22 protein-coding genes are annotated in these 25,736 nt (G+C 58.6%); 5 read left to right on the plus strand and 17 right to left on the minus strand.

Annotation, left to right across the window (positions count from 1 at the left end; all coding sequences use genetic code 11):
* Positions 1-92: 92 nt before the first annotated feature.
* Positions 93-2,474 carry a glucose/quinate/shikimate family membrane-bound PQQ-dependent dehydrogenase gene (locus tag QLG07_RS18995; RefSeq protein ID WP_133624213.1) on the minus strand — a complete coding sequence of 794 codons (2,382 nt, stop codon included), beginning with the start codon at positions 2,472-2,474 and terminating at the stop codon, positions 93-95.
* 259 nt (positions 2,475-2,733) lie between these two features.
* Positions 2,734-4,833, minus strand: a complete 2,100-nt coding sequence (pqqU, locus tag QLG07_RS19000) for a TonB-dependent receptor PqqU (RefSeq protein WP_348994617.1) — start codon at positions 4,831-4,833, stop codon at positions 2,734-2,736.
* Positions 4,834-5,351: 518 nt separating this feature from the next.
* Between pqqU and QLG07_RS19005 the strand changes: the two genes are divergently transcribed.
* The 4 genes from QLG07_RS19005 (at position 5,352) to QLG07_RS19020 (ending at position 8,277) form a co-directional block, all read left to right on the plus strand.
* The gene (locus QLG07_RS19005) at positions 5,352-5,714 is read left to right on the plus strand and encodes a hypothetical protein (protein ID WP_133624214.1); all 363 of its coding nucleotides are present in this window, start codon (positions 5,352-5,354) and stop codon (positions 5,712-5,714) included.
* Positions 5,715-5,737: 23 nt separating this feature from the next.
* Positions 5,738-6,883 carry an iron-containing alcohol dehydrogenase gene (locus QLG07_RS19010; protein WP_282469917.1) on the plus strand — a complete coding sequence of 382 codons (1,146 nt, stop codon included), beginning with the start codon at positions 5,738-5,740 and terminating at the stop codon, positions 6,881-6,883.
* A gap of 70 nt (positions 6,884-6,953) precedes the next feature.
* Positions 6,954-7,730 (plus strand): SDR family oxidoreductase, encoded by a 777-nt coding sequence (locus QLG07_RS19015; RefSeq protein WP_282469918.1) that lies wholly within the window; start codon positions 6,954-6,956, stop codon positions 7,728-7,730.
* Between the two features lie 157 nt (positions 7,731-7,887).
* On the plus strand, positions 7,888-8,277 hold the full coding sequence (locus tag QLG07_RS19020; RefSeq protein WP_187497286.1) for an RcnB family protein: 390 nt from the start codon (positions 7,888-7,890) through the stop codon (positions 8,275-8,277).
* 167 nt (positions 8,278-8,444) lie between these two features.
* Here QLG07_RS19020 and QLG07_RS19025 read toward each other — a convergent pair whose 3' ends face one another.
* The 13 genes from QLG07_RS19025 to QLG07_RS19085 form a co-directional block, all read right to left on the minus strand.
* On the minus strand, positions 8,445-10,100 hold the full coding sequence (locus tag QLG07_RS19025; RefSeq protein WP_187497285.1) for a methyl-accepting chemotaxis protein: 1,656 nt from the start codon (positions 10,098-10,100) through the stop codon (positions 8,445-8,447).
* 187 nt (positions 10,101-10,287) lie between these two features.
* On the minus strand, positions 10,288-11,871 hold the full coding sequence (locus tag QLG07_RS19030) for an ABC transporter ATP-binding protein (protein WP_282469919.1): 1,584 nt from the start codon (positions 11,869-11,871) through the stop codon (positions 10,288-10,290).
* 3 nt (positions 11,872-11,874) lie between these two features.
* Positions 11,875-12,684: an ABC transporter permease gene (locus QLG07_RS19035; protein WP_282469920.1), complete on the minus strand. Its 810-nt coding sequence runs from the start codon at positions 12,682-12,684 to the stop codon at positions 11,875-11,877.
* A 4-nt stretch (positions 12,685-12,688) separates the two neighbouring features.
* Entirely contained in the window at positions 12,689-13,681 is a 993-nt protein-coding gene (locus QLG07_RS19040) for an ABC transporter permease (RefSeq protein ID WP_048916822.1), read from the minus strand.
* Between the two features lie 6 nt (positions 13,682-13,687).
* The gene (locus QLG07_RS19045) at positions 13,688-15,232 is read right to left on the minus strand and encodes an ABC transporter substrate-binding protein (protein WP_048916836.1); all 1,545 of its coding nucleotides are present in this window, start codon (positions 15,230-15,232) and stop codon (positions 13,688-13,690) included.
* 62 nt (positions 15,233-15,294) lie between these two features.
* On the minus strand, positions 15,295-16,197 hold the full coding sequence (locus QLG07_RS19050; RefSeq protein ID WP_133624222.1) for a homocysteine S-methyltransferase family protein: 903 nt from the start codon (positions 16,195-16,197) through the stop codon (positions 15,295-15,297).
* A 137-nt stretch (positions 16,198-16,334) separates the two neighbouring features.
* Positions 16,335-16,691: a hypothetical protein gene (locus QLG07_RS19055; protein ID WP_133624223.1), complete on the minus strand. Its 357-nt coding sequence runs from the start codon at positions 16,689-16,691 to the stop codon at positions 16,335-16,337.
* Positions 16,692-16,942: 251 nt separating this feature from the next.
* Complete coding sequence (locus QLG07_RS19060) at positions 16,943-17,392, minus strand: RcnB family protein (protein WP_282469921.1); 450 nt, start codon at positions 17,390-17,392, stop codon at positions 16,943-16,945.
* Positions 17,393-17,553: 161 nt separating this feature from the next.
* Positions 17,554-17,982, minus strand: a complete 429-nt coding sequence (locus tag QLG07_RS19065; RefSeq protein ID WP_187498075.1) for an OsmC family protein — start codon at positions 17,980-17,982, stop codon at positions 17,554-17,556.
* Positions 17,983-18,095: 113 nt separating this feature from the next.
* On the minus strand, positions 18,096-19,346 hold the full coding sequence (locus QLG07_RS19070; protein WP_187498077.1) for a cytochrome c: 1,251 nt from the start codon (positions 19,344-19,346) through the stop codon (positions 18,096-18,098).
* A gap of 13 nt (positions 19,347-19,359) precedes the next feature.
* Positions 19,360-21,129: a GMC family oxidoreductase gene (locus QLG07_RS19075; protein WP_048916830.1), complete on the minus strand. Its 1,770-nt coding sequence runs from the start codon at positions 21,127-21,129 to the stop codon at positions 19,360-19,362.
* Positions 21,130-21,299: 170 nt separating this feature from the next.
* Complete coding sequence (locus QLG07_RS19080; RefSeq protein ID WP_048916831.1) at positions 21,300-22,025, minus strand: gluconate 2-dehydrogenase subunit 3 family protein; 726 nt, start codon at positions 22,023-22,025, stop codon at positions 21,300-21,302.
* Between the two features lie 448 nt (positions 22,026-22,473).
* Complete coding sequence (locus tag QLG07_RS19085) at positions 22,474-23,499, minus strand: LacI family DNA-binding transcriptional regulator (protein ID WP_282469922.1); 1,026 nt, start codon at positions 23,497-23,499, stop codon at positions 22,474-22,476.
* Positions 23,500-23,660: 161 nt separating this feature from the next.
* Between QLG07_RS19085 and QLG07_RS19090 the strand changes: the two genes are divergently transcribed.
* On the plus strand, positions 23,661-23,759 hold the full coding sequence (locus QLG07_RS19090; protein WP_137268681.1) for a YoaK family small membrane protein: 99 nt from the start codon (positions 23,661-23,663) through the stop codon (positions 23,757-23,759).
* Here the strand turns inward: QLG07_RS19090 and QLG07_RS19095 are convergent, their stop codons facing one another.
* The gene (locus QLG07_RS19095) at positions 23,760-24,392 is read right to left on the minus strand and encodes an SMI1/KNR4 family protein (RefSeq protein ID WP_282469923.1); all 633 of its coding nucleotides are present in this window, start codon (positions 24,390-24,392) and stop codon (positions 23,760-23,762) included.
* A 364-nt stretch (positions 24,393-24,756) separates the two neighbouring features.
* Entirely contained in the window at positions 24,757-25,698 is a 942-nt protein-coding gene (locus QLG07_RS19100) for a LysR substrate-binding domain-containing protein (RefSeq protein WP_048918062.1), read from the minus strand.
* Positions 25,699-25,736 lie beyond the last annotated feature (38 nt).

Genomic DNA, 25,736 nt, shown 5'->3' on the forward strand with positions numbered 1-25,736 from the left:
CCCGGCCCCTACCGATTTTAGCGGGTCGGGCATGCCCGGCCCCTACCGATTTTAGTAGGGGCGAGGCATGCCTCGCCCGTTATTCGATCCCGTTATTTGCTGTCCGGCAGTGCATAGGCTTTCACGTAGTCGCCCAGCTTGGTGCCGAACGAACCGTGACCACCGGCAACAATCAGTACGTACTGTTTGCCGTTCACTTCATAGGTCATTGGCGTAGCCTGACCGCCCGCTGGCAGACGCGCTTCCCACAGCTGTTTGCCGTTAGAAACGTTGAAGGCACGCAGGTAGTTATCGGCGGTTGCCGCGATGAAGAACACGTTACCGGCAGTGGTAACCGGTGCGCCCAGCATCGGCATACCCATTTTAAACGGCAGCGGAACCGGTGAGCTGTCGCGCACGGTACCGATACGTTTTTTCCACACGATATCGTTAGTCTTCAGATCAACCGCAGAGATGTAGCCCCATGAAGGCTGCTTGCATGGGAAGCCCAGCGGAGAGAGGAACGGGTTCAGCGTCACGCCGTACGGCAGGCCGTACTGTGGCTGCACGCCAGACTCGGTACCGGTACCGCCTTTGTCATTCTCATCCGGCTCGATGGGATTGCCCGGGCCGCGTGGGATCAGACGGGACACAAACGGCAGCGCCATTGGGTTAGTCACCGCGACCTGACGATCGGTATCGACGGCAATACCGCCCCACTCGAACATCCCCAGGTTACCCGGGAACACCAGGGTGCCCTGCTCGGATGGCGGGGTGAACGGACCTTCGTAACGCAGCTGATGGAACATCACACGACAGATCAGCTGATCGTAGATGGTCGCGCCCCACATATCCTTACCGGCCAGCTGGGCCTTAGGACGGAAGCTCAGTTCAGAGTAAGGCTGGGTTGGGGAGACATGGTCGCCCTTCGCCGCACCACCCGGTACTTTCATTTCCGGTGCCGGAACCACGGGCTTACCGTTGGTCCGGTTCAGCACAAAGATGTCGCCGGTTTTGGTCGGAATGTAGATAACCGGAACTTTGTTGCCATCTTTATCGTTGATGTCAGCCAGCGTCGGCTGTGCCGGAACGTCCATATCCCACAGGTCGTGGTGCACGGTCTGGTAGAACCAGGCCAGCTTACCGGTGGTGGCGTTCAGTGCCAGCATACCGGTGGCGAAGCGCTCCATTTCCGGGGTACGGTGACCGCCCCAGATATCCGGCGTCGAGACACCAATCGGCAGGTAAACCAGGTCCAGCTTGGCATCGTAAGCAGCAGGTGCCCACGAGTTCGGCGAGTTCGGCGTGTAGTGCTGATCGCCTTCGGCAATCAGATTCGGATCTTTCGCGCCGGTATCAAACGCCCACAGCAGCTTACCGCTGTTAACGTCAAAGCCACGGATTACTCCGGATGGCTCTTTGGTCGAGTAGTTATCGGTGACTGCCCCGGCCATCACGATAGTTTTATCGGTCACGATCGGCGGTGAAGTTGGCTCGTAAGAACCGACTTTGTTATACGGCAGGTTGCTCTGCAGATTCAGTTTGCCGTTTTCGCCAAACTCCGGGCACAGCGCACCGGTTTCCGCGTCCAGCGCGTACATGCTGCCATCGTTCACCGGCAGCAGGATACGGCGTGAGCACAACGCAGGCTTGCTGCCCGCAGGCGTGGCCGCCGCTTCCGGCGTCTGCACGTAAGACACACCGCGACAGGTCACATGCTGGAACGTCGGGTCGGTCTTCATTTTCGGATCGAACATCCACTTCTGCTTACCGGTCGCGGCATCCAGAGCAAACAGCTTCTGGTGCGCAGTACACAGGTAGAGAGCGTCGCCGATCTTAATCGGGGTCACTTCGTTAGTGATTTCACCCGGATCGCTGGCGGTTTTCAGGTCGCCCGTCTGGAAGGTCCAGGCTTCCTGCAGCTTATCAACGTTGCCGTCGTTGATCTGCTTCAGCGGCGAGTAGCGCGTACCGCCCTGGGTACGGCCATAGGCAGGCCAGTCACCGGCAGGAATACCATCGTCAGCCGGCGCGGCAGCAGCCTGATCGTGGCTAAGCGTGCCGTTGATCTCCTGCGGGTCGTTAAACACCGAGTAAGCCAGCACCGCCACCACGAACACCAGCACGGCAGAGAGCGCCACGCGCGGGAACGCGCCTTTAGAGCCCAGGCCACGCCAGATGAACGGCAGCACCAGCCACAGGCCAAGGAAGAAGGTGACGTCGAGGCGCGGAGTCAGCGCCCAGAAGTCAGAGCCCACTTCCCACAGCGACCAGATCGTGGTGGCCAGCAGGAACAGTGCGTACAGCAGCAGGGCTGCACCCCGGCGACGATACAGCAGGAAAGCGGTAATCAGCAGAACCACACCCGCGATGATGTAGTAGAGCGAACCGCCCAATTTAGCCAACCAGATACCACCGATTAACAGGTATAAACCACTCAGCGTGGCGAAAATAGCCGTTAACAGGATCAGTATTCTTGATGCTTTACTTTGCATAGTTTGAACCTTACCAAAATTTAAAGTCGTCGATTGAGCTTAAGCCCAATCTTTTAAAACACCCTTTTACCCGTCATATTTCAAGCTGCCTCTGCGTTGGCTGCTCTCACTCACCCGAATCACTGACTTATGTAAGCTCATCGGGATTCGTTCTCTTGCCGCCTTGATGCAACTCGAACTATTTAAGGTATGTACTGCCCTATCCATCGGGTGTTTTTTACCCGCGAACGTTCGCAGGCTGTTGCTGGATTCTTTGCTATCAGAACTGATAAGCGAGCGTCGCGCCGCCACCCCAGTTGCGCCCCGGCGCCGGTTCGAAGTAGCGCCCGTTGCCTTCATTAACAATCACTGAGCCAACGTACTGGCGGTCGAACAGGTTGTCGACGCGGCCAAACAGATCCAGGGACCACTGGCTCCAGTTGAAGCGATAGCCGCTGTTGAGGCTGGCGACGGTATAGGTCGCTGCCTGGGCGTCATTGGCGTCATCGGCCTGAATGCTGCTCATATAGCGAATATCGGCCCCGGCATGCCAGCCGCTTTCCGGTGCATACTCCAGCGAAGCGTAGCCCATATTGCGCGCGATGCCCGCCAGGCGATTGCCCGCAGGGGTGCAGCTGCCGCTGGCAGAGCAGGTTTCGTTACGGTAGGTGGCATCCAGCAGCGTCCACGCCATTTTCAGGCGCCAGTCCATCGCAAACTGCTGGTCAAAGCCCAGCTCGACGCCGCGACGGCGGGTCTCACCGGCGTTTTTATATACCGCACGTCCGCCGGAACTGCTGTCGACCACCAGCTCGTTATCGGTGTTGGTCTGGAACACGGCGGCAGTCAGCAGGCCATAGCCGATACGGGTTTTGCTGCCCAGCTCAAAAGTATCGCTGGTGGCCGGCTTCAGCCCGAGGTTCAGCCCGGTCTGCGTGCCGGAAGTGGAGCGATACGAAAGCTCATTGATGGTCGGGGTTTCAAAACCGCGCCCGGCGGAGAAGTAGACATTCCACGCGTCGCTGACGGCATAGTTGATCGAGCCCATCGGCAGCAGCTTGTGGTAGCGCGCGCTGCCGCTGTCGTCACCGTTGCCGGTGGTAATGTAGTAGTCGGTGGAGTCAAAGCTGACGGTGCTGTAGCGCAGGCCGGCATCCAGCGTCCACTTTGGCGTTAGCTGCCAGCTGGTTTGCAGATAAGGGTCGAGGTTCCACATGGTGTTCTTCTCGTTGCGCCGCTGCGCCCCTTTCTCGCCAAACTCCGGCACGCCACCCACCAGATTAAAGTTCTGGAAGCCCTGGCGGCGCTCGGTCATGGTTTCATAGTCGATGCCGCCGGTCAGCGTTACCGGCATCGCACCGAGCAGGCCATCGTGCTTCCAGCGGGTATCGACGCCCTGATATTTACGCTCCAGCACGATTACGCCACCCGGATAGGCCGGATTGTTCTGCGGTCCCTGGGGGATCGACTGGTACTGAGTGGTATGGCGCTCGCCGTGCCAGGTGGTGAGCGTCAGCAGGTCGTTGTCGCTCATCTCGCGCTGATAGCGCAGGCCGAGCTGGGTCTGGTCGAGGCTCTTACGGGTGTTAAAGTTATCGCCACGCGGCGACTGGCGCGGGTTGGCTTTGTATTCGTCTTCGGTCAGGCCACCAGGATCGTTGGCATCCACCGATACGCTGTTGAACATCAGCGTCAGGGTACTGACGTCATCGAGGCGCACGCCAAACTTGCCGTTGCCGAGGCTTTTCTGCGTGCCGCTATGGTCACGAAAGCCGTGGGTGGTGAAGCGCGAGCCGGACAGAGTGTAATTCACATCCCCGGCGTGAGTGCCGTCACCGGTGGCGCCGCTGGCTTTGACGCTGTTACGCCAGCTGCCAAAACTGCCGAAGTAAGTACCCGCTTCGAGCGTGGTGGGCTGAGTCCCGGTGGTGGTATCGATATTCACCACGCCGCCGGAGGCGTTACCGTACAGCGCAGAGTACGGGCCGCGCAGCACTTCAACTTTGCCAATCGAATTAATGTCGATGTTTGAGGTCTGGCCCTGACCGTCCGGCATGGTGGCCGGAATACCGTCAACGTACATGCGCACGCCGCGCACGCCGTACATCGAACGGCTGCCGAAACCGCGCACCGACAGCTGTAAATCCTGGGCGTAGTTCTGACGGTTCTGGATCTGTAACCCCGGCACGCTGCCAAGGCTTTCGGAAAGATTGACCTGAGCGCTGGCGTGGCGCATATCATCGCCATCAATCACGCTGACGGCGGCAGGCGTATCCAGCTCGGAGAGGCCGGTACGCTGTTTAATCACCATCAGGGAAGGTTCCTGCTCCTGAGTGGCGGCGGCAGAGGATTGCGCATAGCTGATGGCGACCGGCGTCATCAGAAATAGCGGCGTCAAAAAGAGAGCAGAGGTTTTTTTATTCACTGGAATTATTCGATAAGTAAAATTACCAAAAGGCCTGCCCGGCTCCGCCGGATAGGCGCCCGTCACTCCCTGACGTCCAACTGTTATGTATCAGCGAGGCAACCTGCCAAAAGTATATAACCCCTTGACCAGTTTGCCTGGAAATTACACAAGTCAGTGATTCCTGCGATAGGTTGTATCGCCTGTTGTGCCCGCCGCAATCGGGTTGCTTCGCCGCACTAATGTGATCCAAGTCTCAAAACGGAGGCGATTGTAGCACTCATTAATTTGCTTGCGAACTATTGTTAACGATTTAGCTGAATTGATTCAGTTTAATGTTACAAAACGCAGGGTTATTGCCGCAGGCACAGCACAATGAAAGTGAATGCTAACTATTTCTCAGAGCATTCTGCCGCAATGACTGCGCCGCTTCGCCGGGCTATACTAAGCCGATTCTCATAAACTGAGTGGCCCTTCAACCAACAGGATGTGCTATGCAGTCTTCAGGAACCCGGCAAATATCCTCATTACTCTTCCCACTGCCTGTTGCGCTGGCTCTGCTGCTTAGCGCCTGCTCCTCCGACTATCAGGGGGAAACGTGCGCTGCGACAGTCTCGACGCTCAGCGGCCAGTCGCTGGGTACGACTCAGGGCAAAGTTATTGACCGCTTTAGTTCGTTCTCAGTCACTCTGCCGGATTTACAGGTGGAGAGCGGCGCACTGCTCTCTTCCGATCGCCAGCTCTACATCCCTTCGGCCACCACGCCGGACGGCTGGCTGGCCCAGCGTATTTCTGAGCACCGGTTCAGTATTATCAACGCGCCAAAAGATCGGAACATCACTTTTACCTGCCCTTAACTTTGCGAAGAGATGCCCTGCCGATGAACACCAGCCTACTGATTAGCAACCGACAGACCTTTTTTGGCGCTGGCAGCCTGCAACAGCTGCTGCCGCTGCTCAACGCCGAGCCGCTGGCGACCGTGCTGTTCTGCGGCCGCTCGTTTCTTAATGGCCCCGCCTGGCAACGGCTACAGGCCGGGGTGGAACCGCTGCTGTGCGGCATCGAAGTGGTCAGCCACGAGGCCTCGCCCGCGGAAATAGACGGCTGGGTAGCACGCTGGCGCGGCAAGGCGCAGCGCGTGGTCGCCATTGGTGGCGGCAGCGTGATAGACGCCGCGAAAGCGGTCGCCGCCCTCAGCCAGCACCCGCTCAACACCCTGCGCTACCTGGAAAAGGTTGGCGATACGCCGGTCAGCGGCGCGACCCTGCCGCTGATCGCCATTCCGACCACCGCCGGAACCGGCAGTGAAGTGACGCAGAATGCAGTGATCACCGATAAAGCGGCGATCAAAGTCAAAGCCTCGCTGCGCCACGCTAACTTTGTGCCGCAGATTGCGATCCTCGACCCGCACCTGCTGCGCGGCGCGTCCGACCACGTGCTGGCGTGCTGCGGTATTGATGCCTTTACCCACCTGTTCGAGGCGTATCTCTCTGCAAAAGGCAACGCCTTTAGCCGCCAGACGGCCATCGCCGGGATGCAGGCGTTTATTCGCGGCTGGTCGGCGCTTAATCGTGAAGATGCCAGCGGGGATGAAGCCCGCGAACAGATGATGCTGGCCTCCTGGCTGGGCGGACAGAGCCTGAGCATGGCCGGGCTGGGGGTGATCCACGGCATTGCCGGGGAGCTTGGCGCCATCAAAGATTATCATCACGGCGAAGTGTGTGGCCGCCTGCTGCTGCCGTTCCTCAGCCTGCTGGAGCAGAGCGAAAATGCGCAGCAGGTCAAACTGATGCAGCAGCTGGCCGCGCTGCTTTTCCCGCTGGCCTCACCCGATGCCCCAGCCCGTCAGCTGAGTGAGTGGTTACGCACTAACGCCATTACCCCGTTCTGGCACTCCCCGCCCGCGCTGAGCGCCGCCGAAGTGGACTGGATCCTGGCGCGTTCCAACAGCAAAAATTCGCTGGTCAGCTACAGTCGTGAGCAGCAGAACCGGCTGCTGAGCGAGGCGTATTCGATTAGCGATTAATGCCGCGGGCGGCAAAAGCGGCTTAATCGTGTCTACACTTACTCCCTGGCTCTATAAACGGGAGAACGTGATGAAGATTGATTTAAGCGGCAAAACCGCCATTGTCACCGGGTCCACTAAAGGTATTGGTAAAGGTATTGCTCAGGGTCTGGCTGCAGCAGGTGCCACGGTGGTCGTCACCGGGCGCACCCAGCCGCAGGTTGATGCGCTGGTCAACGCGCTGGGCCACGACGCACGCGGACATGCGGTTGACCTCGGTACCCCGGAAGGCTGCAAAGCCCTGCTGAAAGCCGAACCGCGCTGCGATGTGCTGGTGAATAATGTCGGCATCTTCCCCGGCGGTGACTTCTTTGAAACCGACGACGAACTGTGGCAGAGCATCTGGGACATTAATGTCATGTCGGCCGTGCGCCTCAGCCGCGCCTATATGCCGCAGATGATCGACTCCGGTTGGGGGCGAGTGGTGTTCCTCTCGTCCGAGTCCGCCATCAATATTCCTGCTGATATGATCCACTACGGCGTGAGTAAAACCGCGCTGCTGGCGCTGTCACGCGGGCTGGCAAAAGCCGCAGCCGGGACCGGCGTGACGGTCAACGCCGTACTGCCCGGGCCTACGCTGTCCGACGGCTTTGCCGACTTCTTTAAACAGGAGCTGGCTGACGGTGCGGATCTGGAAGAGCTGGGCGTGAAATTCGTCAAGGCCAATCGTCCGACCTCGGTGATCCAGCGCGCCGCCAGCGTTGAAGAGGTCAGCAATATGGTGGTGTACGTCTGCTCCCCGCTGTCGTCCGCAACATCCGGCGCGGCGCTGCGCGTCGATGGGGGCGTGGTCGAAACCCCGTTCTGAACAGCCGGCACCGCGCCGTGCGGTGCCTGTTTTTCGTTAGTGAAGATTAAAGATTTCGTTAAACCCTGCCGCTTCAGACTTTTACCCTTGTTCGCCCCGCCGCCAGACGCCACATTCCTTCTGTCTGAACATTGATTCAACCGCAAGGAATAACAAGATGAAAAAAAGCCGCACTATTGCCCTGTCAGCAATGATATTCAGCAGCCTGAGCCTGAGCGCGTTTGCTCAGGGTCCTGACGAGGGGCCCGGCCAGCAGCCGGTTAAGCACCCGCAGCAAAATCAGCCCCATCAGCAGAATCAGGGTGGAATACCGCAGCGCGGCGCTGAGCACCAGGCCAACAACCACCCACAGCAGCGCCAGCCCGACTTTCGTCGCGGTCGCCCGCTGCCGCAGCAGTATCGTGGTGAGGGATATCAGGTTAACGACTGGCACAAACGCGGCCTGAAAGCACCGCCGTCCGGCCACCGCTGGGTGAATGTGAAGGGTAATTACGTGTTAATTGCCGTCGCGACCGGGGTGATTGCCTCGGTGATTGCGCATCATTAAATTCGCCCTTTGCCGTCGCAACATACCGGCTACTGTAGGGGTCGGGCATGCCCGACCCGAAATGTTAAATCAGCAAAGAACCTGTAGGGGTCGGGCACGCCCGACCCGAAATGTTAAATCAGCAAAGAATCTGTAGGGGTCGGGCACGCCCGACCCGAAATGTTAAATCAGAATGAACTCCAGTTATCGTCCACCGATGCCAGCGCGGGTTTCGCCAGGCGTGGTGCCGGGGCGATCGCCGGAACTTTGCCCGCGCTGGCCGCAGCCACCACCGGGCGGCCAGACTGCAGGCGGAAGGCCGCCACCAGCTGGTTCATATTCACCGCCTGCTCCTGCAGCGACTGCGAAGCTGCGGAAGCCTCTTCCACCAGCGCGGCGTTCTGCTGCGTCACGGTATCCATCTGTCCAATCGCCAGGTGCACCTGCTCAATCCCCTGGCTCTGCTCTGAGGTTGCTGCCGCCATTTCGCCCACGATATCAGCCACCTGACGAATCGATCCCTGCACCTTCGCCATATTGTCACCGACGTCAGCGGCCTGAACAGAACCGCTTTCGACCAGCTGTGCTGAAGTCACAATCAGATCTTTGATCTCTTTTGCTGCAGTGGAGGAGCGCTGCGCCAGGCTGCGCACTTCGCTTGCCACTACCGCAAATCCGCGCCCCTGCTCACCGGCACGCGCCGCTTCCACCGCCGCGTTCAGCGCCAGAATATTGGTCTGGAAGGCGATGCCCTCAATCAGCCCGGTAATATCAGAGATCTTGCTGGAGCTGGTTTTAATTTTTTCCATGGTGCCGACCATCGCCGCCACGGCGTTGCCGCTGTGGACCGACAGATCGTTGGCGGTGCTGGCCAGCGTGCTGGCCTGGCGGGCGTTTTCGGCGTTCTGTTTCACCGTATCGTTCAGGGTGCTGATGCTGGCCGAAGTCTGCTCCAGCGAAGCCGCCTGCTCTTCGGTGCGCGCCGAGAGATCTTCGTTACCGGCGGCGATCTGGGTGGACGCCGAGCTGACCGACTGCGCCGACGAGGTCACGGAGGTCAGCACCCCGGAAACGCGCGCCATCAGGCTGTTAAACGCCAGAGCGGTTTTACCGATCTCATCGTTGCGCGACGCATCAACCTGCTGGGTCAGGTCAAGGGATTCACTGACCGATTCCATCACGCTCTGCATGCCGTTCAGGCTGTTGCGCACGCTAAGAATAGTTTTCACCGCCAGCAGCCCCATCACAATAATGATGACGCTGGCAAAAATCAGCATGCCCCAGAAAGTGGTGCTGTAGCTATGCGCATTCTCCACGCGCAACCCGTTACCAATATCAATGTTGAGCTGGATCTGAGCGTTTAAGCTGTTAACCAGCTTGCGCACCTCTGCTCCAACACCACTCTCACCCTGTAATAGCGGCAGCGAGATGGCATCATTGTGCGCGCGCGAAGCGGTAAAAAATGCCGGCAGTGCACTCTGGATCGCATCAATATTGGCCAGCGCATCCTGCGTCATCTGGCGGTCGCGATCGCTGGAGATGTCGTTCGCCATATAGTAATCGGTCAGCGTTTTCAGCTTGCCGACCAGCTGCTCAATATGCGTCTCCTGGCCTGGCTGCTTGCTGCCGTCACTTTCACTCTGGTGGATATAAAGCGCCACCCGCAGATCGCTGGTGGTGCTAATAGCCTTATTCAGATCCTTAATACTGGGGATCGCATTCACCTGCACATATTCAAAGCGCGACTGGAAGCCGCTGATGGCGTACAGGGAGTAAGCGGAAAGCGCGATCAGAGAAAGCGCCAGGAGGGAAAAGATTAAAAACAGCCTTTTGGTGATGGTCATACTAAATCCCCTGCGTGTGGTGTGCCAGTAATTGGGCGCTAAGCGGGCTGTTTTCGGTCAGCCACGATTATCCCCCCGGTTAATCTCCGGGGGGCTTCAACAGGGGGTTATCGGAACTTTAGTCGGGGAACTTTACTGACGAGTGACGACAGGGGAAAATATCGTTTCAATTTGCGTTACTACAGCATTAACCTACTGCCGTCACCTCTGCCAGCCAGCCGGGACGCATTTCCGGCACCGCGCGCAGCAGTTCGGCAGTGTAGTCATCCAGCGGGGCGCTGAATACTTCACCGAGCGCCCCCTGGCGTACCACTTTGCCGTAGCGCAGCACCATCACCTCATCCGCCACCGCGCGCACCACGTGCAGGTCATGGGTGATAAACAGCAGCGAGACGCCGGTTTCCTGCTGCAGGGTTTTCAGCAGCGCCAGCACCTCACGCCCGACCAGCGGATCGAGCGCTGAGGTGGGCTCATCGCAGACGATCAGCTCCGGCTCTACCGCCAGCGCCCGGGCGATGCAGACGCGCTGCTTCTGGCCACCGGACAGCGCATGGGGATAACGCTCTGCCAGCTGCGGCGACAGGCCAACTTTCTCCAGCAGTTCATTCACCCGTGCCTTACGCTGCAGTGCGGTCCGCTCACTCAGGCAGACCATCGCCCGCTCAATCTGCAGGCCGATCGTTAGCCGTGGATTCAGGGCAGTGTCAGGGTGCTGATGAATGAGCTGCACGCGCTGCAGCTGCTGGCGCGTGCGCTGGCGCAGCGTGGCAGGCAGCAGCTGGCCGTTAAAACGGATTTCGCCCCGGGACGGCGCGACCAGACCACACACCGCGCGGCCCAGCGTCGATTTACCCGCGCCGGATTCACCGATCAGCGCCAGCGTGCGGCCGCGGCCGATTGCCAGCGACACCGCATGCAGCACCGCCTCCCCGTGGTAATCCACGCTGACTTCCGTCGCGGTCAGCAGCGGCAGCGTGCTGCTGCGCGGCGGGTTCGGCTCGCCGTGGCTGTGCAGCAGCTGGCGAGTATAGGCCTGCTGCGGATGGCTCAGCAGCGCCGCCGTCTCGCCACTTTCCACTTCACGACCGTGACGCAGCACCATAATGCGCTGGCTGAGCTGCGCCACCACCGCCAGGTCGTGGCTGATATAGAGCGCTGCCACGCCGGTCAGTCGGATAATTTGCTGGATCGATTTCAGCACTTCCAGCTGGGTGGTCACGTCCAGCGCGGTAGTCGGCTCATCAAAGACAATCAGCTGCGGTCCGGCACAGATCGCCATGGCAATCATCGCACGCTGCAGCTGACCGCCAGAAACCTGATGCGGATAGCGATGGAAGAACTGTTCCGGCTGCGGCAGCTGTAGCTGACTGAAGATCTCAAGCGCACGACGGATCGCCGCCTGGCGATCCAGTACGCGGTGGCGAATCGCGCTTTCAATTACCTGCTCGCCGATCTTCTGCGCCGGGTTAAACGCCGCGCTGGCCGACTGGGCAACGTAGGCGATTTTCGCGCCGCGCACCTTGCGCCACTGGCGTTCCGATAGCGCAGTCAGATCGCTACCGTCGAAGAGGATCTGCCCGCCGCTAAGCCGCATGCCGTGACGGAAGTGGCCGAGGATAGCCTGGCCGATGGTCGACTTGCCCGCGCCGGACTCACCGATCAGCCCCAGCACTTCCCCCTTGCGCAGGGTAAAGGAGATCTCTTCCACCAGGGTAGCCGCGCCTGCGGTCACCCGCAGCTGTTTAACCTGTAATAACGCCTGTTCGCTCATGCTCTACTCCTGCCAGCTGCGGGTGTGCTGGCTTAACAGCCAGTCGGCCACGCTGTTTAATGCCAGTGCCAGTAGCGCAATCGCCGCGCCGGGGATCAGCGCCGCCCAAACGCCAAACAGAATGCCATCTTTATTATCGCGCGCCAGTCCGCCCCAGTCGGCGGTCGGCGGCTGAATGCCCAGCCCTAAGAACGACAGCGCTGAAAGAAATAGCAGGATAAAGATAAAGCGCAGGGCAAATTCGGCCACCAGCGTGGTAAAGGCATTCGGCAGAATTTCGCGCCACAGCACCCAGCCAAGGCGCTCACCGCGCAGCCGCGCCACCTCAATAAACTCCTGCGCGGCAATCTCCAGCGCCAGCGCACGCGCCACGCGCAGCACGCGGGTCGACTCCAGAATGCCGAGCACCAGCACGATCACCGAGATGGTCTTCGGCAGCATGGCTAACACCACCAGTGCCAGAATCAGCGTCGGGATGGCCATCAGAATATCGTTGAGGCGCGAGATCAGCTGGTCCACCCAACCGCCGAAGTAACCGGCCAGAAAGCCGAGGAAGGTGCCAATGGCAAAAGCCAGCAGCGTGGCCACCGCGCTGACGCTGAGCGAGGTGCGCGTGCCCCAGATCAGGCGGGACAGCAGGTCGCGCCCGAGGTTATCAGTGCCCAGCCAGCTGTCCGGCGACACGCCCGCCCAGGCGCTGCCGACCACCTGGTCCGGCGCAAACGGCGCCAGCCACGGCGCCAGCAGCGCCACCAGCACAAACAGGCTCAGCCCGATAACGCCGGGCAGTACGGAAAGTTTCAGCCTGAACATCAGATCAATTCCTTGTAAAACGCAGACGCGGGTTAGCCAGCAGCGTGATGATATCCGCCAGCAGATTAAGCAGAATGTAGATCCCCGCCAGCAGCAGCGCGCAGTCCTGGATCACCGGGATATCGCGCTTGCTGATGCTGTCGACCATATATTGTCCGAGGCCCGGATAGACAAACACGTTCTCGACGATCACCACGCCGACCATCAGCCACGCCAGGTTAATCACGATCACGTTAACGATCGGCCCCCAGGCGTTGGGCAGCACGTGACGAAACAGGATAGCCGAGGGTGACAGCCCCTTCATTAGCGCAGTATCAACATACGCCGCGTTTTGCGCGCTGACTAACGCTGCCCGGGTCATATTGCTCATATGGCCGAGGATAGCGAAGATCAGCGTCATGCACGGCAGCGCGACGGCCAGCAGGCGATCCCCCAGCGGCATGCCGTCGGAGATGCTGCTATTGCTCGGCAGCCAGAACAGAGTGATCGAGAAGATCAGGATCAGCAGATAGCCGGAGAAGAACTCCGGCAGCGAGACGGCGGCGCGGGTGAAGAAGTTGAGCAGGCGATCGATCCAACTGCCCTGAAAGCGCGCCGAGACAAAGCCAATCACCAGCGCCAGCGGCACGGCAACGATGGCGGTGAAAAACGCCAGCGACAGCGTATTTGCCAGCCTGTCGAGCAGCACCGGGCCGATAGCTTCGCGGCTGGTAAAGCTGTGGCCAAAATCACCCTGCAGCACGCCGCCCAGCCAGGCAAGATAGCGCCCGGCAGCGGGCTGATCCAGCCCCAGCTGTTGATTAAGCACCGCCACCGCCTGCGGCGTGGCGGTCTGGCCGAGGATAGCCGTCGCAGCATTGCCCGGCAGCAGCTGGATACCGACGAAAATCAGCACAGAGACCACCAGCAGCATCGCTACACCCGCCAGCAGGCGCTGGCCAATCAGTTTTAACAGAGGAAGGTGGCCCTTCCCCCGGCGTTCAGATAAATGACTCATTAGCTGTTATGCAAACCACACTTTTTCCGCTGCACGGTTACCGCTCATGGTGAAGCCCGGGATCGCCACGAAGCCGTTAATTTTGCTGCTGGCGGCGTCCAGCGCATCGGCATACAGCGGAATAATTTCGCTGCCTTTTTCCACCAGCATCAGCTGGATATCGTGGTAAATCTGGCGGCGTTTCTGCTCGTCCTGCTCCCCGCGCGCGGCGGTCACCAGTTGGTCAAACGCTGGCTCTTTCCACTGCGACTCATTCCACGGCGCACTGCTGGTGAACACCAGCGACAGCAGCGCATCCGCCGTCGGGCGCAGCGACCAGTTAGAGGAGACAAACGGCTTTTTCATCCAGACGTTGTCCCAGAAGGCATCATCCGGTACGCGCTCTACCTTCAGCGGGATACCGGCCTTTTCTGCCGAGTTCTGATACAGCTGCCCGGCATCCACCGCGCCAGGGAATCCGGCCTCTGCCACCGACAGCACCAGCGGGCCACTGAAGCCGCTTTTCTGCCAGTGATATTTGGCTTTTTCCGGGTCATACGGGCGCTGCGGGATATCTTTGGCGAAATAGGGGCTGGACGGGAAGATTGGGTTGTCATTCGCCACGGTGCCGAAGCCGCCGAGCACGGTTTTGATAATCTGCTCGCGATCGATGGCGTATTTCAGCGCCAGGCGACCGTCCAGGGTATTAAACGGCGCGGCCGTCGCCAGGCCGGGGAACGTGAAGATCTGGCTGTCGCGCGAACGCAGCAGCTGGATATTCGGCATGTGCTTAAGGCGCTCAACAATGCGCGGATTAACGCGGTTGATCAAATGTGCTGAGCCGCTGGCCAGCGCCGCGACGCGGGCAGTAGAGTCATTCATCGCCAGCGTTTCTACCGAGTCGACGTGGCCGCGCGCCGGGTTCCAGTGGTTCGGATTACGCTTCACCAGCGTGCGCACGCCCGGCTTGAAGCTTTCAAGAATGAACGCCCCGGTGCCAATACCTTTGTCGAAGTTTTCATTTTCGGCAGTGATGGCAAAGTGAACATCGCTCAGCAGCGCGATAAACTCGACGTTCGGCTCCTTCAGCTTGATGGTCACCTGATTGGGTGCCGTCGCCTCCAGCGACACCACCGGATCGAGGTAGCCTTTCACCGACGAACTGGATTTCTCAGCGCGGTGATGGTTCAGCGAGTAAACCACGTCTTTTGCCGTCAGGGTGCGGCCGTCGTGGAACTGCACCCCTTTGCGGATGTTCAGCACCCAGGTTTTGCTACCGTCGCGGGTTTCCCAGCTCTCCGCCAGCGACGGTGTGATCTTACCGTGCTCATCCACTTCCGCCAGGCAGTTAAACAGCTGCGAGCCGACGAAGTACATATAGGATTCAAACCAGAACGCCGGATCAAGGCGGTCAGTGCTTGAGGCATTGTCCATGCCGACCTTCAGATGGCCGCCCTTTTTCGGCGTGGCCGCAGCGGTATCCGCTGCCCACACCGACTGGAATGGCAGGCCGGAACAGGCTGCCGCCACGGAGAGCGCGCCGGTAGTTTTGATAAAATCGCGACGATTCATCATGGTGTATTCCCTGTTTTTTTATCGTTGTTATGGCGCATGGCGCGGTGAAAATAAGGCGTTTACTTCAGCGCGGCGGCCAGCCGCGCAATATGCTGCGGCCCGATACCGCAGCAGCCGCCGACCAGCGTGGCCCCGGCAGCAACCCACTCCTGCGCCCAGTGCAGATACCCTTCCGGATGCGTGTCTTTACGCAGGCCGCTCAGCCCTTCGTTGGCCCCGCCGCCGTTGCTGCCGTGCTCGAATGCGTTGGCATAAACGCCAATCCCGGCAGCCGACCCGAGACGCTGCAGCGTGGCCTGCGCCTGCTGAACCGCAGAGAGCATCACTTCAGGATGGCTACAGTTGAACAGAATATTTTCTGCCCCCAGCTCAAGCGCTTTCTCCACGGCGGCCGTCACGCTCTCGCCCGAGCGCAGCGTGCTGGCAGCTTTCGGCTGGTCCGGGTCATCGTGCAGACTGAACGACAGCCACAGCGGCTGCGGCTGATTGGCAACCGCCTGATGGATCGCCACGGCTTCAGCAATGGAGCTGATGGTTTCACCCAGCCAGACGTCAACGTAAGGTGCCTGAGCAGCCACCAGCACCCGGTGGATTGCGATGGCCTGCTCAGCGACAAACAGATCGGGGCGATAGGAACCGGCGGCGGGCGGCAAGCTGCCCGCGACTCTTACCGGATGTGCGGCAGCATCGGCTGCCTGGCGCGCCAGCTGACCGGCCAGCGCAGCAAGGCGCTCACCGTCTGCGGCAAAACGCGCTGCGCCGATATGGAAGGGAACCACGGCATAGCTGTTGGTGGTCAGGGTACCTGCGCCAGCCTCGACAAAGCTGTCGTGGACCGCACGCACCTGTTCAGGTGCCTCATACAGCGCCAGTGCCGACCACTCCGGCTGGCGGAAGGGCGCCCCCACCCTCGCCAGCTCACGCCCCATCCCACCGTCCAGAATCTCGATATGCTGCGTCATTGGCCTGTTCCCATTGAGAAATTTCTAATGGTGGCCATGCTACCGAAATTGATGGCTACATGTCCAGACGTCTATATGGGAAAGTTCGGGATAGTTTACTCACACAGGGTATAAAGAGGGTAAAGCGCCCGCAGGCGCTAGAAGATCAGTTTGGCAATGGCAAGACCAAAGCCTAAGACCGCGAACTGTGAAGTGACGATCCAGCGGGTTTGCGCAGCCAGGCACTGATGCAGTTCGACACGTAAACCGTTCACATCGCTTTGGGTGGCATAATTCGATTTGATAATCCCGACATCAATTTTCAGGGTGCTGACGTCCTCCTTTAATTCCTTAACATCACTCTTAAGCACGCCGACGTCATCTTTCAACCTGTCGACATCGACTTTCAAGATGCCAACATCCTTTTGCAGAACGCCCACATCTTTTTTTAAGATACTGACGTCACCCTGCAAAATACCCACGTGCCCTTCCAGCCTGTCCATGCGATTGTCCATTTTCTCGTCCTTTGTATGTGCGCGTCTGATTAAACCTTGCTCAAGCCGGGACGATCTTATAACCGTTTCTTAGCCTGCAGCAAGCGCTCAGGGCACGGTTTTTTGCGGCGCAGGCCGAAAAATCACGATGTAATGCAGTGCAACTAAGGAAAATAAAGTACTGATAAGTTAACGAGTTAGGTGTTCAGGTAAGAGGATTTTCTGCGCGGAGACGAAGATGCCGGTGGCGAGTGCCACCGGCAGAGAAGCGGTTAATGGTTGCCGACAATATTGCCGAGAATGATCGAAGTGATTATCCCGGTGGCCGCAGCAATCAGCACATAATTGCCGTCAACATAGGCCCAGTGCTCACCGCGCGGTGGCTCATCCAGGCCGCGATCGCGCCAGTCGTCAACCCGATAATCGTCGCCACGGAAGCGGTCCGGTGCCGGGTGGCCGCGACGGAAGTCATGGCCCTGCCAGGCAAAATGGTCACGCTCGCGTGGACCACCGCGACCGCGATGGTCGTCGCCGCGCTCATTATGCCCACGATCGTCATGGCGATCGTCGTGACGCTCATCGCCACCGTGATTATCGTGACCGCCCTGCTGATGCCACTCGCGGTCCGGGCCATTACCCGGACCGTCTGCGTAAGAGAGGGTGGTGAAAAGACTGCTTGCTGTGAAAACGCTAATAATCAGTGCCAGTGTTGTTTTTTTCATGGGTGTATCCTCGATTTGCTCACGGCCTGCTGACTGCCGTGGCTTAAATATCGGGGATAACGCAACACTTCCCTATCTCACGAACTCCTAAAACCGAATGATTAGCGTCTTATTTTCACCTTCTTAACGCAATCCTTACTTAACCGTATGACAAGCCGCCGTTAGTTCAGCTGGTAGTCAAGGGTGATCTCAGCGTTAAGCACCTGCGAGACCGGGCAGCCCGCTTTGGCCTTCTGGATGATGCTGTCGAACTTATCTTCATCAATGCCCGGCAGTACTACCTTGCTCTGCAGCTCAATTTTAGTGATGGCGAACCCATCCCCTTTTTTATCCAGTGACACATCGGCAACGGTATCGATGCTTTCAGGGGTGTAGCCTTCGTTGCCCAGCATCAGCGACAGCGCCATGGAGAAGCAGGCGGAGTGGGCCGCGCCAATCAGCTCTTCCGGATTGGTGCCTGGTTTGCCTTCAAAGCGGGTATTGAAACCGTAGGGCTGCTGGCTTAGCGCACCACTTTCGGTAGTGATGGTGCCTTTACCTTTTTTGATGTCGCCTTCCCAGTGTGCCTGTCCTTTCTTATGAATGGTCATTGTTATCCTCCGGTTGTTTAGTCAGCTACCAGTATAGACATTGTCGGCGACAGCGCAGGTTGTTTACTGAGCAGACGAAAAAAACCCGCCGGGCGGCGGGTTTGACAGGGGGATTATTTTTTCAGGTTTGCCCTGACCTCTTGCACCTGATCGGCGCTCACCGCAGCGGCTTTATTACTCCAGCCCTGGCGGATAAAGGTCGCCAGCTGCGCCACCTCGTCGTCGCTCAGGCGGTTGGCAAAGCCCGGCATCGCCAGCGTCGACGGTGCTTTAGCGGTAGAGGGCTGCTGCGCACCGGCCAGAATGGTATGGATAAGCCCGGTCGGATCGCCGGCATTAACAATCGTCGCCTGGTCCAGCTGCGGGAAGATGCGCGGCGCGCCCTTACCGGTAACGAAGTGGCAGGCACCACAGTTATCGAGGTACAGGCGCTCGCCGGTGGTCAGGTTTTTCGCCGCCGTCAGTTTAGCTTCGGTCGGGCTCACGCTGTGGGTTGCCGCCGCCGGAGCAGGCGGGTTGCCGCCGATAAACTTCAGGTAGGCAGTGATTGCCTTGAGGTCCGCTTCCGTCATCCACGAGGTACTGTGCTCGATAACCGAGGTCATTTCCCCCCCCACCGCCGCTTTATCGTTACGCCCGGTCGCCAGGTAATCCACGGTTTCCTGCCCGGTCCAGTTCGGCAGGCCGCGCAGCGAGGGGACTTCCCAGCCGTTTAGTGACCCGCCGGAGAGGAACTTGCTGTCGCTGCTGTCGAGGGCTTTCTCGTTCATCCCTATGCCGCGTGGCGTATGGCAGCTGCCGCAGTGGCCGAGGCTCTCCACCAGGTAGGCACCGCGATTGACTTCCGCCGTTGCCCCGCCAATGGGCTGGAACGGTTTATCGCTGGTAAAGGCCCAGTTCCAAAAACGCATGCCCCAGCGCTGGCTGAACGGGAAGCTGAGATCGGTTTCCGGCGGCTGCTCGGCGCTCGGCTTCACGCCCTGCATAAAGTAAGCGTAGAGCGCGTGCATATCGGCATCGCTGATTTTGGCGTAATCCGGATACGGCATCGCCGGGTAGAGGCGCGTGCCGTCAGGCAGCACGCCTTTGCGCACCGCGTCCGAGAACTGCTGCTCGCTGTAATTGCCAATGCCGTGCTGTTTATCCGGCGTGATATTGGTCGAGTAAATGGTGCCGAGATTAGACTCGATCGCCAGCCCGCCGGAGAATGCCGGTTTGCCCGGAAGAGTGTGGCACGCGCCGCAGTCGCCAAGGCGGGAAATGTACTCCCCCTGCTTTACCAGGCTGTCATCGGCCTGAGCCGAAGCCGCAAAAGTCGCCGCCAGCAGCACAGCATTGGCAAGCAGTAAACGTTTGAAGTTCATCATCGTCATCTCCTTATGCCTGAACCATCGGGCCGGGGTTTTTCAGGTAAATATCTTTAATCGCCTGGGCCGCCATCAGGGTGATAGCACCGATGGTGTCAGTCGGGTTCGCCTGGAAGTTCTGCGGGAAGGCGTTACCGCCCGGCACAAAGACGTTATGCACATCCCAGCTCTGCAGATACTTGTTCAGCGCGGAGGTCTGCGGGTTGTCGCCCATCACCGCGCCGCCGACGTTGTGCGTCGAGACGTATTTGGTCAGGTCGAAGTGCGCGTCCATTGGCAGGAAGCTTTCGCTGAAGCTGTCCGGGTTCAGCTCTTTAGTGATGTTGCTGACGATACCCTTCAGGTGCTGTTGCAGTTTCAGTTCATTCTGCTTCCAGTCGAAGGTCATGCGCAGCAGCGGGTAGCCGTAATCATCGGTGTAGTTCGGATCGAGATCGAGATAGATATCGCGATACGACATGCAGGTGGTGGTGATGCTGATCTTCATCGAATGGCCGTACCACTCTTCCATCCCCTCTTTCCAGCCGGCGCCCCAGCTCGGAGTGCCTTTCGGCAGTGCGGTGCTGATGGGCGTACCGGTAGCCTGCGAGCTGTGGATCTTCGCGCCGCCGATAAAACCGAGGCCAGGACCGTCAAAGTTACCCGGAGAGATATCGTTAAACATCTGCCCGGTCGCACCGGCGGTGGCAAACGGGTTGAAGTTCTGATCTTTAAAGAACAGCGTCGCGCCGCCGTTACTGAGGAAAGCGTAGTTGCGCCCGACCACACCGTCTTCAGTGATCGGGTTATACGGCTTGCCGATGCCGGACAGCAGCATCAGACGCACGTTGCAGAACTGGAAGCTGCTCAGCACCACGATTTTCGCCGGCTGGAAGCATTCGTTGCCGTCTTTATCAATATAGATCACGCCTTTGGCGGTCTTCTTATCGTCGTGCAGCACCACTTTCATCACGTTGGCATGCACTTCATAGGAGAAGTTATCCATGCGCTTCAGCGCGTCCATCACGGCGGTCTGCGGTGAGGCTTTTGAATAGTTAAGGCACGGATACTTACTGCAGTAGCCACAGTAGTTACAGGGGGCGATCTGGTTACCGTACGGGTTGGTCCAGGCGCGAGATACGCAGGCCGACGGGTTCGGGAACGGATGGTAGCCGAGCTTCTTTGCCGCTTTCACAAACAGGGTGTTGTTCAGCGTGTCTTCCAGCGCCGGTAGCGGCATGGGGTTAGCACGCGGGCCTTCAAAAGGGTCGCCGCCTTCCAGTATCTGGCCGCGCAGGTTGCCGGTAGTACCGGACTGGCCGCAGATCATCTCAAATTTTTCGTAATAGGGTTCGATCTCTTCCCAACTGAACGGGAAGTCCATAATACGCATATCGTCCTGCAGCACGCCCGGGCCGTAAGCCTGGTCAGCATAGGTTTTCAGCTTCAGGTCGGTTGGCGTTGGGCGGATCAGCACCGCCGTCCAGTGCAGGCCGGAACCCCCGACGCCGTTACCCGGGCAGAATGCGCCCCATTTGCGCGTCGGCAGCGCGGTCTGGCTCATGTTGTAACGTACGGTGACGGCCGCTTCGGCGGTGGTCGCCATCACTTTGTTACGCACCGCGTAGGCGTACTCATCCGCCGGTTTCGGGTAAGCGAACTCTTCATAGCCGCGATCGGCACCGCGCTCCAGCGCCCGTACTTTCAGGCCAGCCATCGCCAGCTCAATGCTCATCAGCGAGCCAGCCCATCCCAGGCCGACGACAACGACGTCGACTTCTTCTTTATTGATTTGAGACATAATTAACCCTATCAACCCTTCATCTATCGCGTTGCAGCTGTGTGGGCTGCCTTTATTCACCCTGTTCACTGACTTCTGTAAGCTTCAGGGGGTTGGTTAAGTTGCCGCCTTGCCGCAACGCGAAATCTTTTGGCTGTCATTGATAAAAAACGAAAAAAGTAACAGCGGACTCAGGCGCGCTCGCCCTTGATGCTGATCGGGCCGAGTGGATACGGGACGTTGTGCTGCTTCACCCATTCCAGGTAGCTGGCGCGCGCGCCGGGGAAGCCGATGGCGATCCACGCCTTCATCCCTTTATTACCCCCGTACATCGGGTCGGAGAGATAACCGTGCTTGGTATCGGCCAGCAGCCCGCTGAAGAACTGCGACGCCTTCAGGTCCGGCTCACCAAGGTCGGCAAACTTAATATCGTTTTTTTGCAGTTGGGTCAGGACGCTGTCTTTATCCTGCGCAGACAGCTGATGGAAGGGTTTCTGGTGGTTCTGCTGGCACCACTGATTGGCCAGTTTGATGCCGGTTTTGTAGATCTGCTGAGGACGAAACGGGATCTGATACCCCATGGTGGCCGGGGCGTGCGCATCAAACGGCCCTTTCATATAGATTTCATCGCCAGAATCACCGTGGATCTGCTGATCGATAAAGATCGGGACGTTGGTTTCCAGCGCGCCGGGTGCTTTGCCCTTGCCGCCGGCGGGGATCAGGCTGTCGCAGGCGGCGAGAATAAACTGCCACTCGTCGCTGCTGAAGAAGATCGGCTGGTACTCCGTCAGTTCTGGCGCGGCCATTTCTGCCGCCTGGGCTGCGGTCAGCCCTTTAAACACCATCTCCCCTAACGGTAATGCCAACAGCGACCCGATTAAAAACTTACGGCGGGTGGTTTCTTTTTGAAGAAGCATAGCGTTACGACTCTCACTTGCATGAAAAGTACACCCCCGTAAAGCAGGTGTAATTGAGGTTAAATAACTGTTTTTATCTGTTTACATTGGGGCAATGTTAACCATACAGATATTTCTAAATGTAAAAATAAAAGACATTTTATTTTAAAGTTAACATTAATAATGGCTCTAACATTTCATAACAATGTCACCATTAATTACGGGGATTAAAGCGTGGGACTTAGCGGAAATTTATGCACGCCTGCCGTAAAAACGGGCAAGAAATGCGCGCATTTGATTAACTACCGAGATAATAACTCACAGTAATAAAGTCAAAGAATTCTTCATTCCCCCTGATGTCACTATGCCATTAGCCTGCACCATGGCATGCCAGAGATTTTTCCAGGCGATAAGCACAACAACAGGGAAAACATTGTGGCTGCGGAGAAGTTGCTAAGGCTGCTTCCCCTCAGCCGGAGTCGCGCTCAACCAGCTGAAATCCAAGGTCAACCACCGCATCCTGCGGGCTGCGGCCTTCAATTTTGTCGGCCAGCCGCGTTGCCGCATCCTCACCCATTTTCACCCGGTCGATCGCCACCGTGGTAATGGCGGGCTGGTTAAAGGCAGCAAAGCTGAGGTCGCCAAAGCCGATCACCGCCAGCTGCTGCGGCACGGGCAGCCCGCGTGCGCAGGCCTCCATAATGACACCCTGCGCCAGGGTATCCGAGCTGCAGATAATCGCGTCGAAGCGCTCTCCCTGCGCCAGCAGCTGTTTCAGCCCCTGCCGCCCGGCCGCGAGCGAGGTCGGTACCGGGGCATTAACGCCGCGAATTCGGCTGCCAGCCTGGCCCTGCATTGCATCAACCAGCCCTTTGCGCCGCTGCTGAGCGCGGCGGTCGCCTGCCCACACCAGCCCGAGATTCAGGTAGCCGCGCTGCAGGCAGTATTGACCAATGCAGGTGCCGATTTTTTCGTGCGAAAAACCGACCAGCATATCGAGCGGCGTCGGCGTCATATCCCAGATTTCCACCACCGGTAGCCCGGCGTTGAGGATGGTCTTGCGCAGCTCAGGGCTGTGATGAATGCCGGTCAGCACCATGCCATCAGGACGGCGTGAGAGGATGGTCGCGACGATCTCCGCTTCCCGGTCATACGAATAGCCCGTTACGCACAGCAGCATATGGTAGCCGCGCTGCGCCAGCCGATCGCTGATGGCCTGAACGGTATCAACAAACATGCTGTTGTTGATCTGCGGCACCACCACGGCGATCAGACGGCTGCGCTTTGAAGCCAGCCCACCCGCCAGCATATTGGGAATATAGCCGGTCGCCTGGATCGCCTCCATCACCCTTGCCACCGTCGCCGGGCGCACCACCTGCGGCTTATTAATTGCCCGGCTGACGGTCATCGGTGACAGCCCCGCCACGCGCGCGACATCTTCCAGCGTGGGGGTTTTACTGACGGCGGGTGCGAACGCATCGTTACGGTTTTTCATCGGCTTCCTGTCGGCTAAATGATTGCGCAATCATTTTTTCATAAATTGTCCAGGTGTAACAGGGTTTAACGGCATGTCGGGACAAGGGGGATTATGCTACACTCGCCGCCGCCGGGGAGCGGGCGCTCCCCAACCGTTAAACAACCGAAAGGTGTAAAGCCGTGAATAAAAGAGCGATTGCCCCCACCCTGATCTTTATTGCCGCGATGGCATTTCTGGTGTGGTTTATTGCTTCCGGCGCCGCAATGCCGGGCAGCTGACTATCCGGCGGGCTGGTCCGCGCCGATCTCTACCTGCTGGCCGTCGGGCATATGGCGAATTTGCAGCGCAAACTGCGCACGGTGGCGCATCGCCTGGATACTGCGTACCGCCTGAAGATTCTCAGGGACAAATTCGCCCCCGGCAACAAACGGCAGCTTTGGCATCAGGCGGCAGCCTGAGGGTAATGCGCCATGCTGTTCCTGCCAGTCCTGCGCCAGCGGGTAGCCGGTCAGCACCGAATACTCTTCAAGGATCAGCGCGCACCAGTGCTCAAGGCTGGCGGCCAGCCAGCTGAATTCACCGGTTTCCGGCTCAAAGCTGCACACCGCATCCCCGCGCAGGCAGAACTGTACGCCGAAAATGTCTTCCGCAAAGAACAGCGCATCGCGCGCCATATCTTCATAGGCATCAATCCACAGCTCCGGCTGGTTCCACTGCTGGATGCCCATCTCTTCGCCACTGCTCTGCCACGGAAAGATATGCAGCGCAGAGACAAACCCATAGCAGCCGTTTTTGCTGCCCAGCAGCTGGCGCAACTCATCCACCAGCGCGGGATGAGCGGAAGTGTCGAACTGCATTTCTTCCGGCGCGGGCGCCAGACTGTCGCTGCAGAGTGAGAGGAGTTTTGCCATTGAGGGGGTCATGTTCGGGTCCTGAAACGTGGAATTCGATAAATAGCCGTTAATGGTAACACTGATTGGGTCAGTGAAAACAGCCTTGGGGTTATCTCAGGACATCGCAGAACAGGACGGGAAAGCGAGGGCGTTAACGGTCAGCGGGAACGATTAGCTAGCGTAGATTTTGTAGCTCACCTGCATCTGCGCTTTGCAGAAGATGCAGTTTGCACCGTGCGGATTTTTTGCGCTGATACTGAACGGGGAAAAACGATACTGACAACCGTGACATGACGGGCACTGATATTTGATATTTTGAATAGGTAACTGCCTTTTTTGATTTACGATTCTTATTGTAAGAAACGCCACCTTAACACGTTCGTTACATAATGTCTGTATTTTTATCCAGGTGTAGTAAATCCTGGTACAGCCCACTTAGCACGCCGCCTGCGGCAAACTGCTCTCTGATCCACTGTGTCACCTGCCCGCTGGCCGCATGCTGCGTCGCCAGCAGCATCGGAGAGTCCTGGCGCGGGTTCTGTACTGCCAGCGTCACCAGCCGCTGACCCGCCTCGCGCACCAGATAATCCGGCAGAAAACCAATCCCCTGCCCCAGCATCTGGCAGTGGTACTTGGTGGCAAAGTCCGGTACAACCAGCGATTGCTGACCGTGCAGTAACCAGCCCACTTTTTTATTCAGCGTTTCAGCGGTGTCCTCCACCATGATGGTGGTCCACTGGCGCAGCTGACTTTCGCCCAGCGGCTGCGCCAGGCGAGCTAGCGGATGATCGGGAGCGATAGCGAACTGCCAGCGCACGCTGCCAATCGCCAGATAATCAATGCCGCCGCCATCCGGCAGCGTATCCGGGGCACCTATCGCCACGTTAACCTGCTGATTGACCAACGCATCCCACACGCCGTTATAGACCGCCGTGGTGATCACCACCTGGCAGCCTGGAAACTGTTTATCCAACAGCTGGAGTAAGCGCGCGGTGTGATGCGGCGTGTACAGCAGCTGGTTGATGCAGATGCGTACGCGCGGCTCAATACCCTGAGCAATGGTGTCCACCCCGCGTTTAATGCGCTGAATGTCGTTGAGCAATTCGCCACACTTGCGCCAGAAATAGTGCCCGGCCTCGGTCAGCTCCACGCTGCGGGTGCTGCGGGTAAATAGCGCCACGCCCAGCCCGGTTTCGATGCGTTTTATCGCATAGCTGACGGCCGAAGTGGTGATGCCAAGCTCCTGCGCGGCTCTGCTGAAGCTGCCGCAGCGCACCACGCTGATCAGTACCTGGAGATTTTCTTCATTAAAGATCGAGTTCATTGTCGCCCGCGCCCGCCAGCCAATAATATTGAACAGTA

It is taken from the genome of Erwinia sp. V90_4, assembly GCF_029967685.1.
GTDB lineage: Bacteria > Pseudomonadota > Gammaproteobacteria > Enterobacterales > Enterobacteriaceae > Erwinia > Erwinia aphidicola.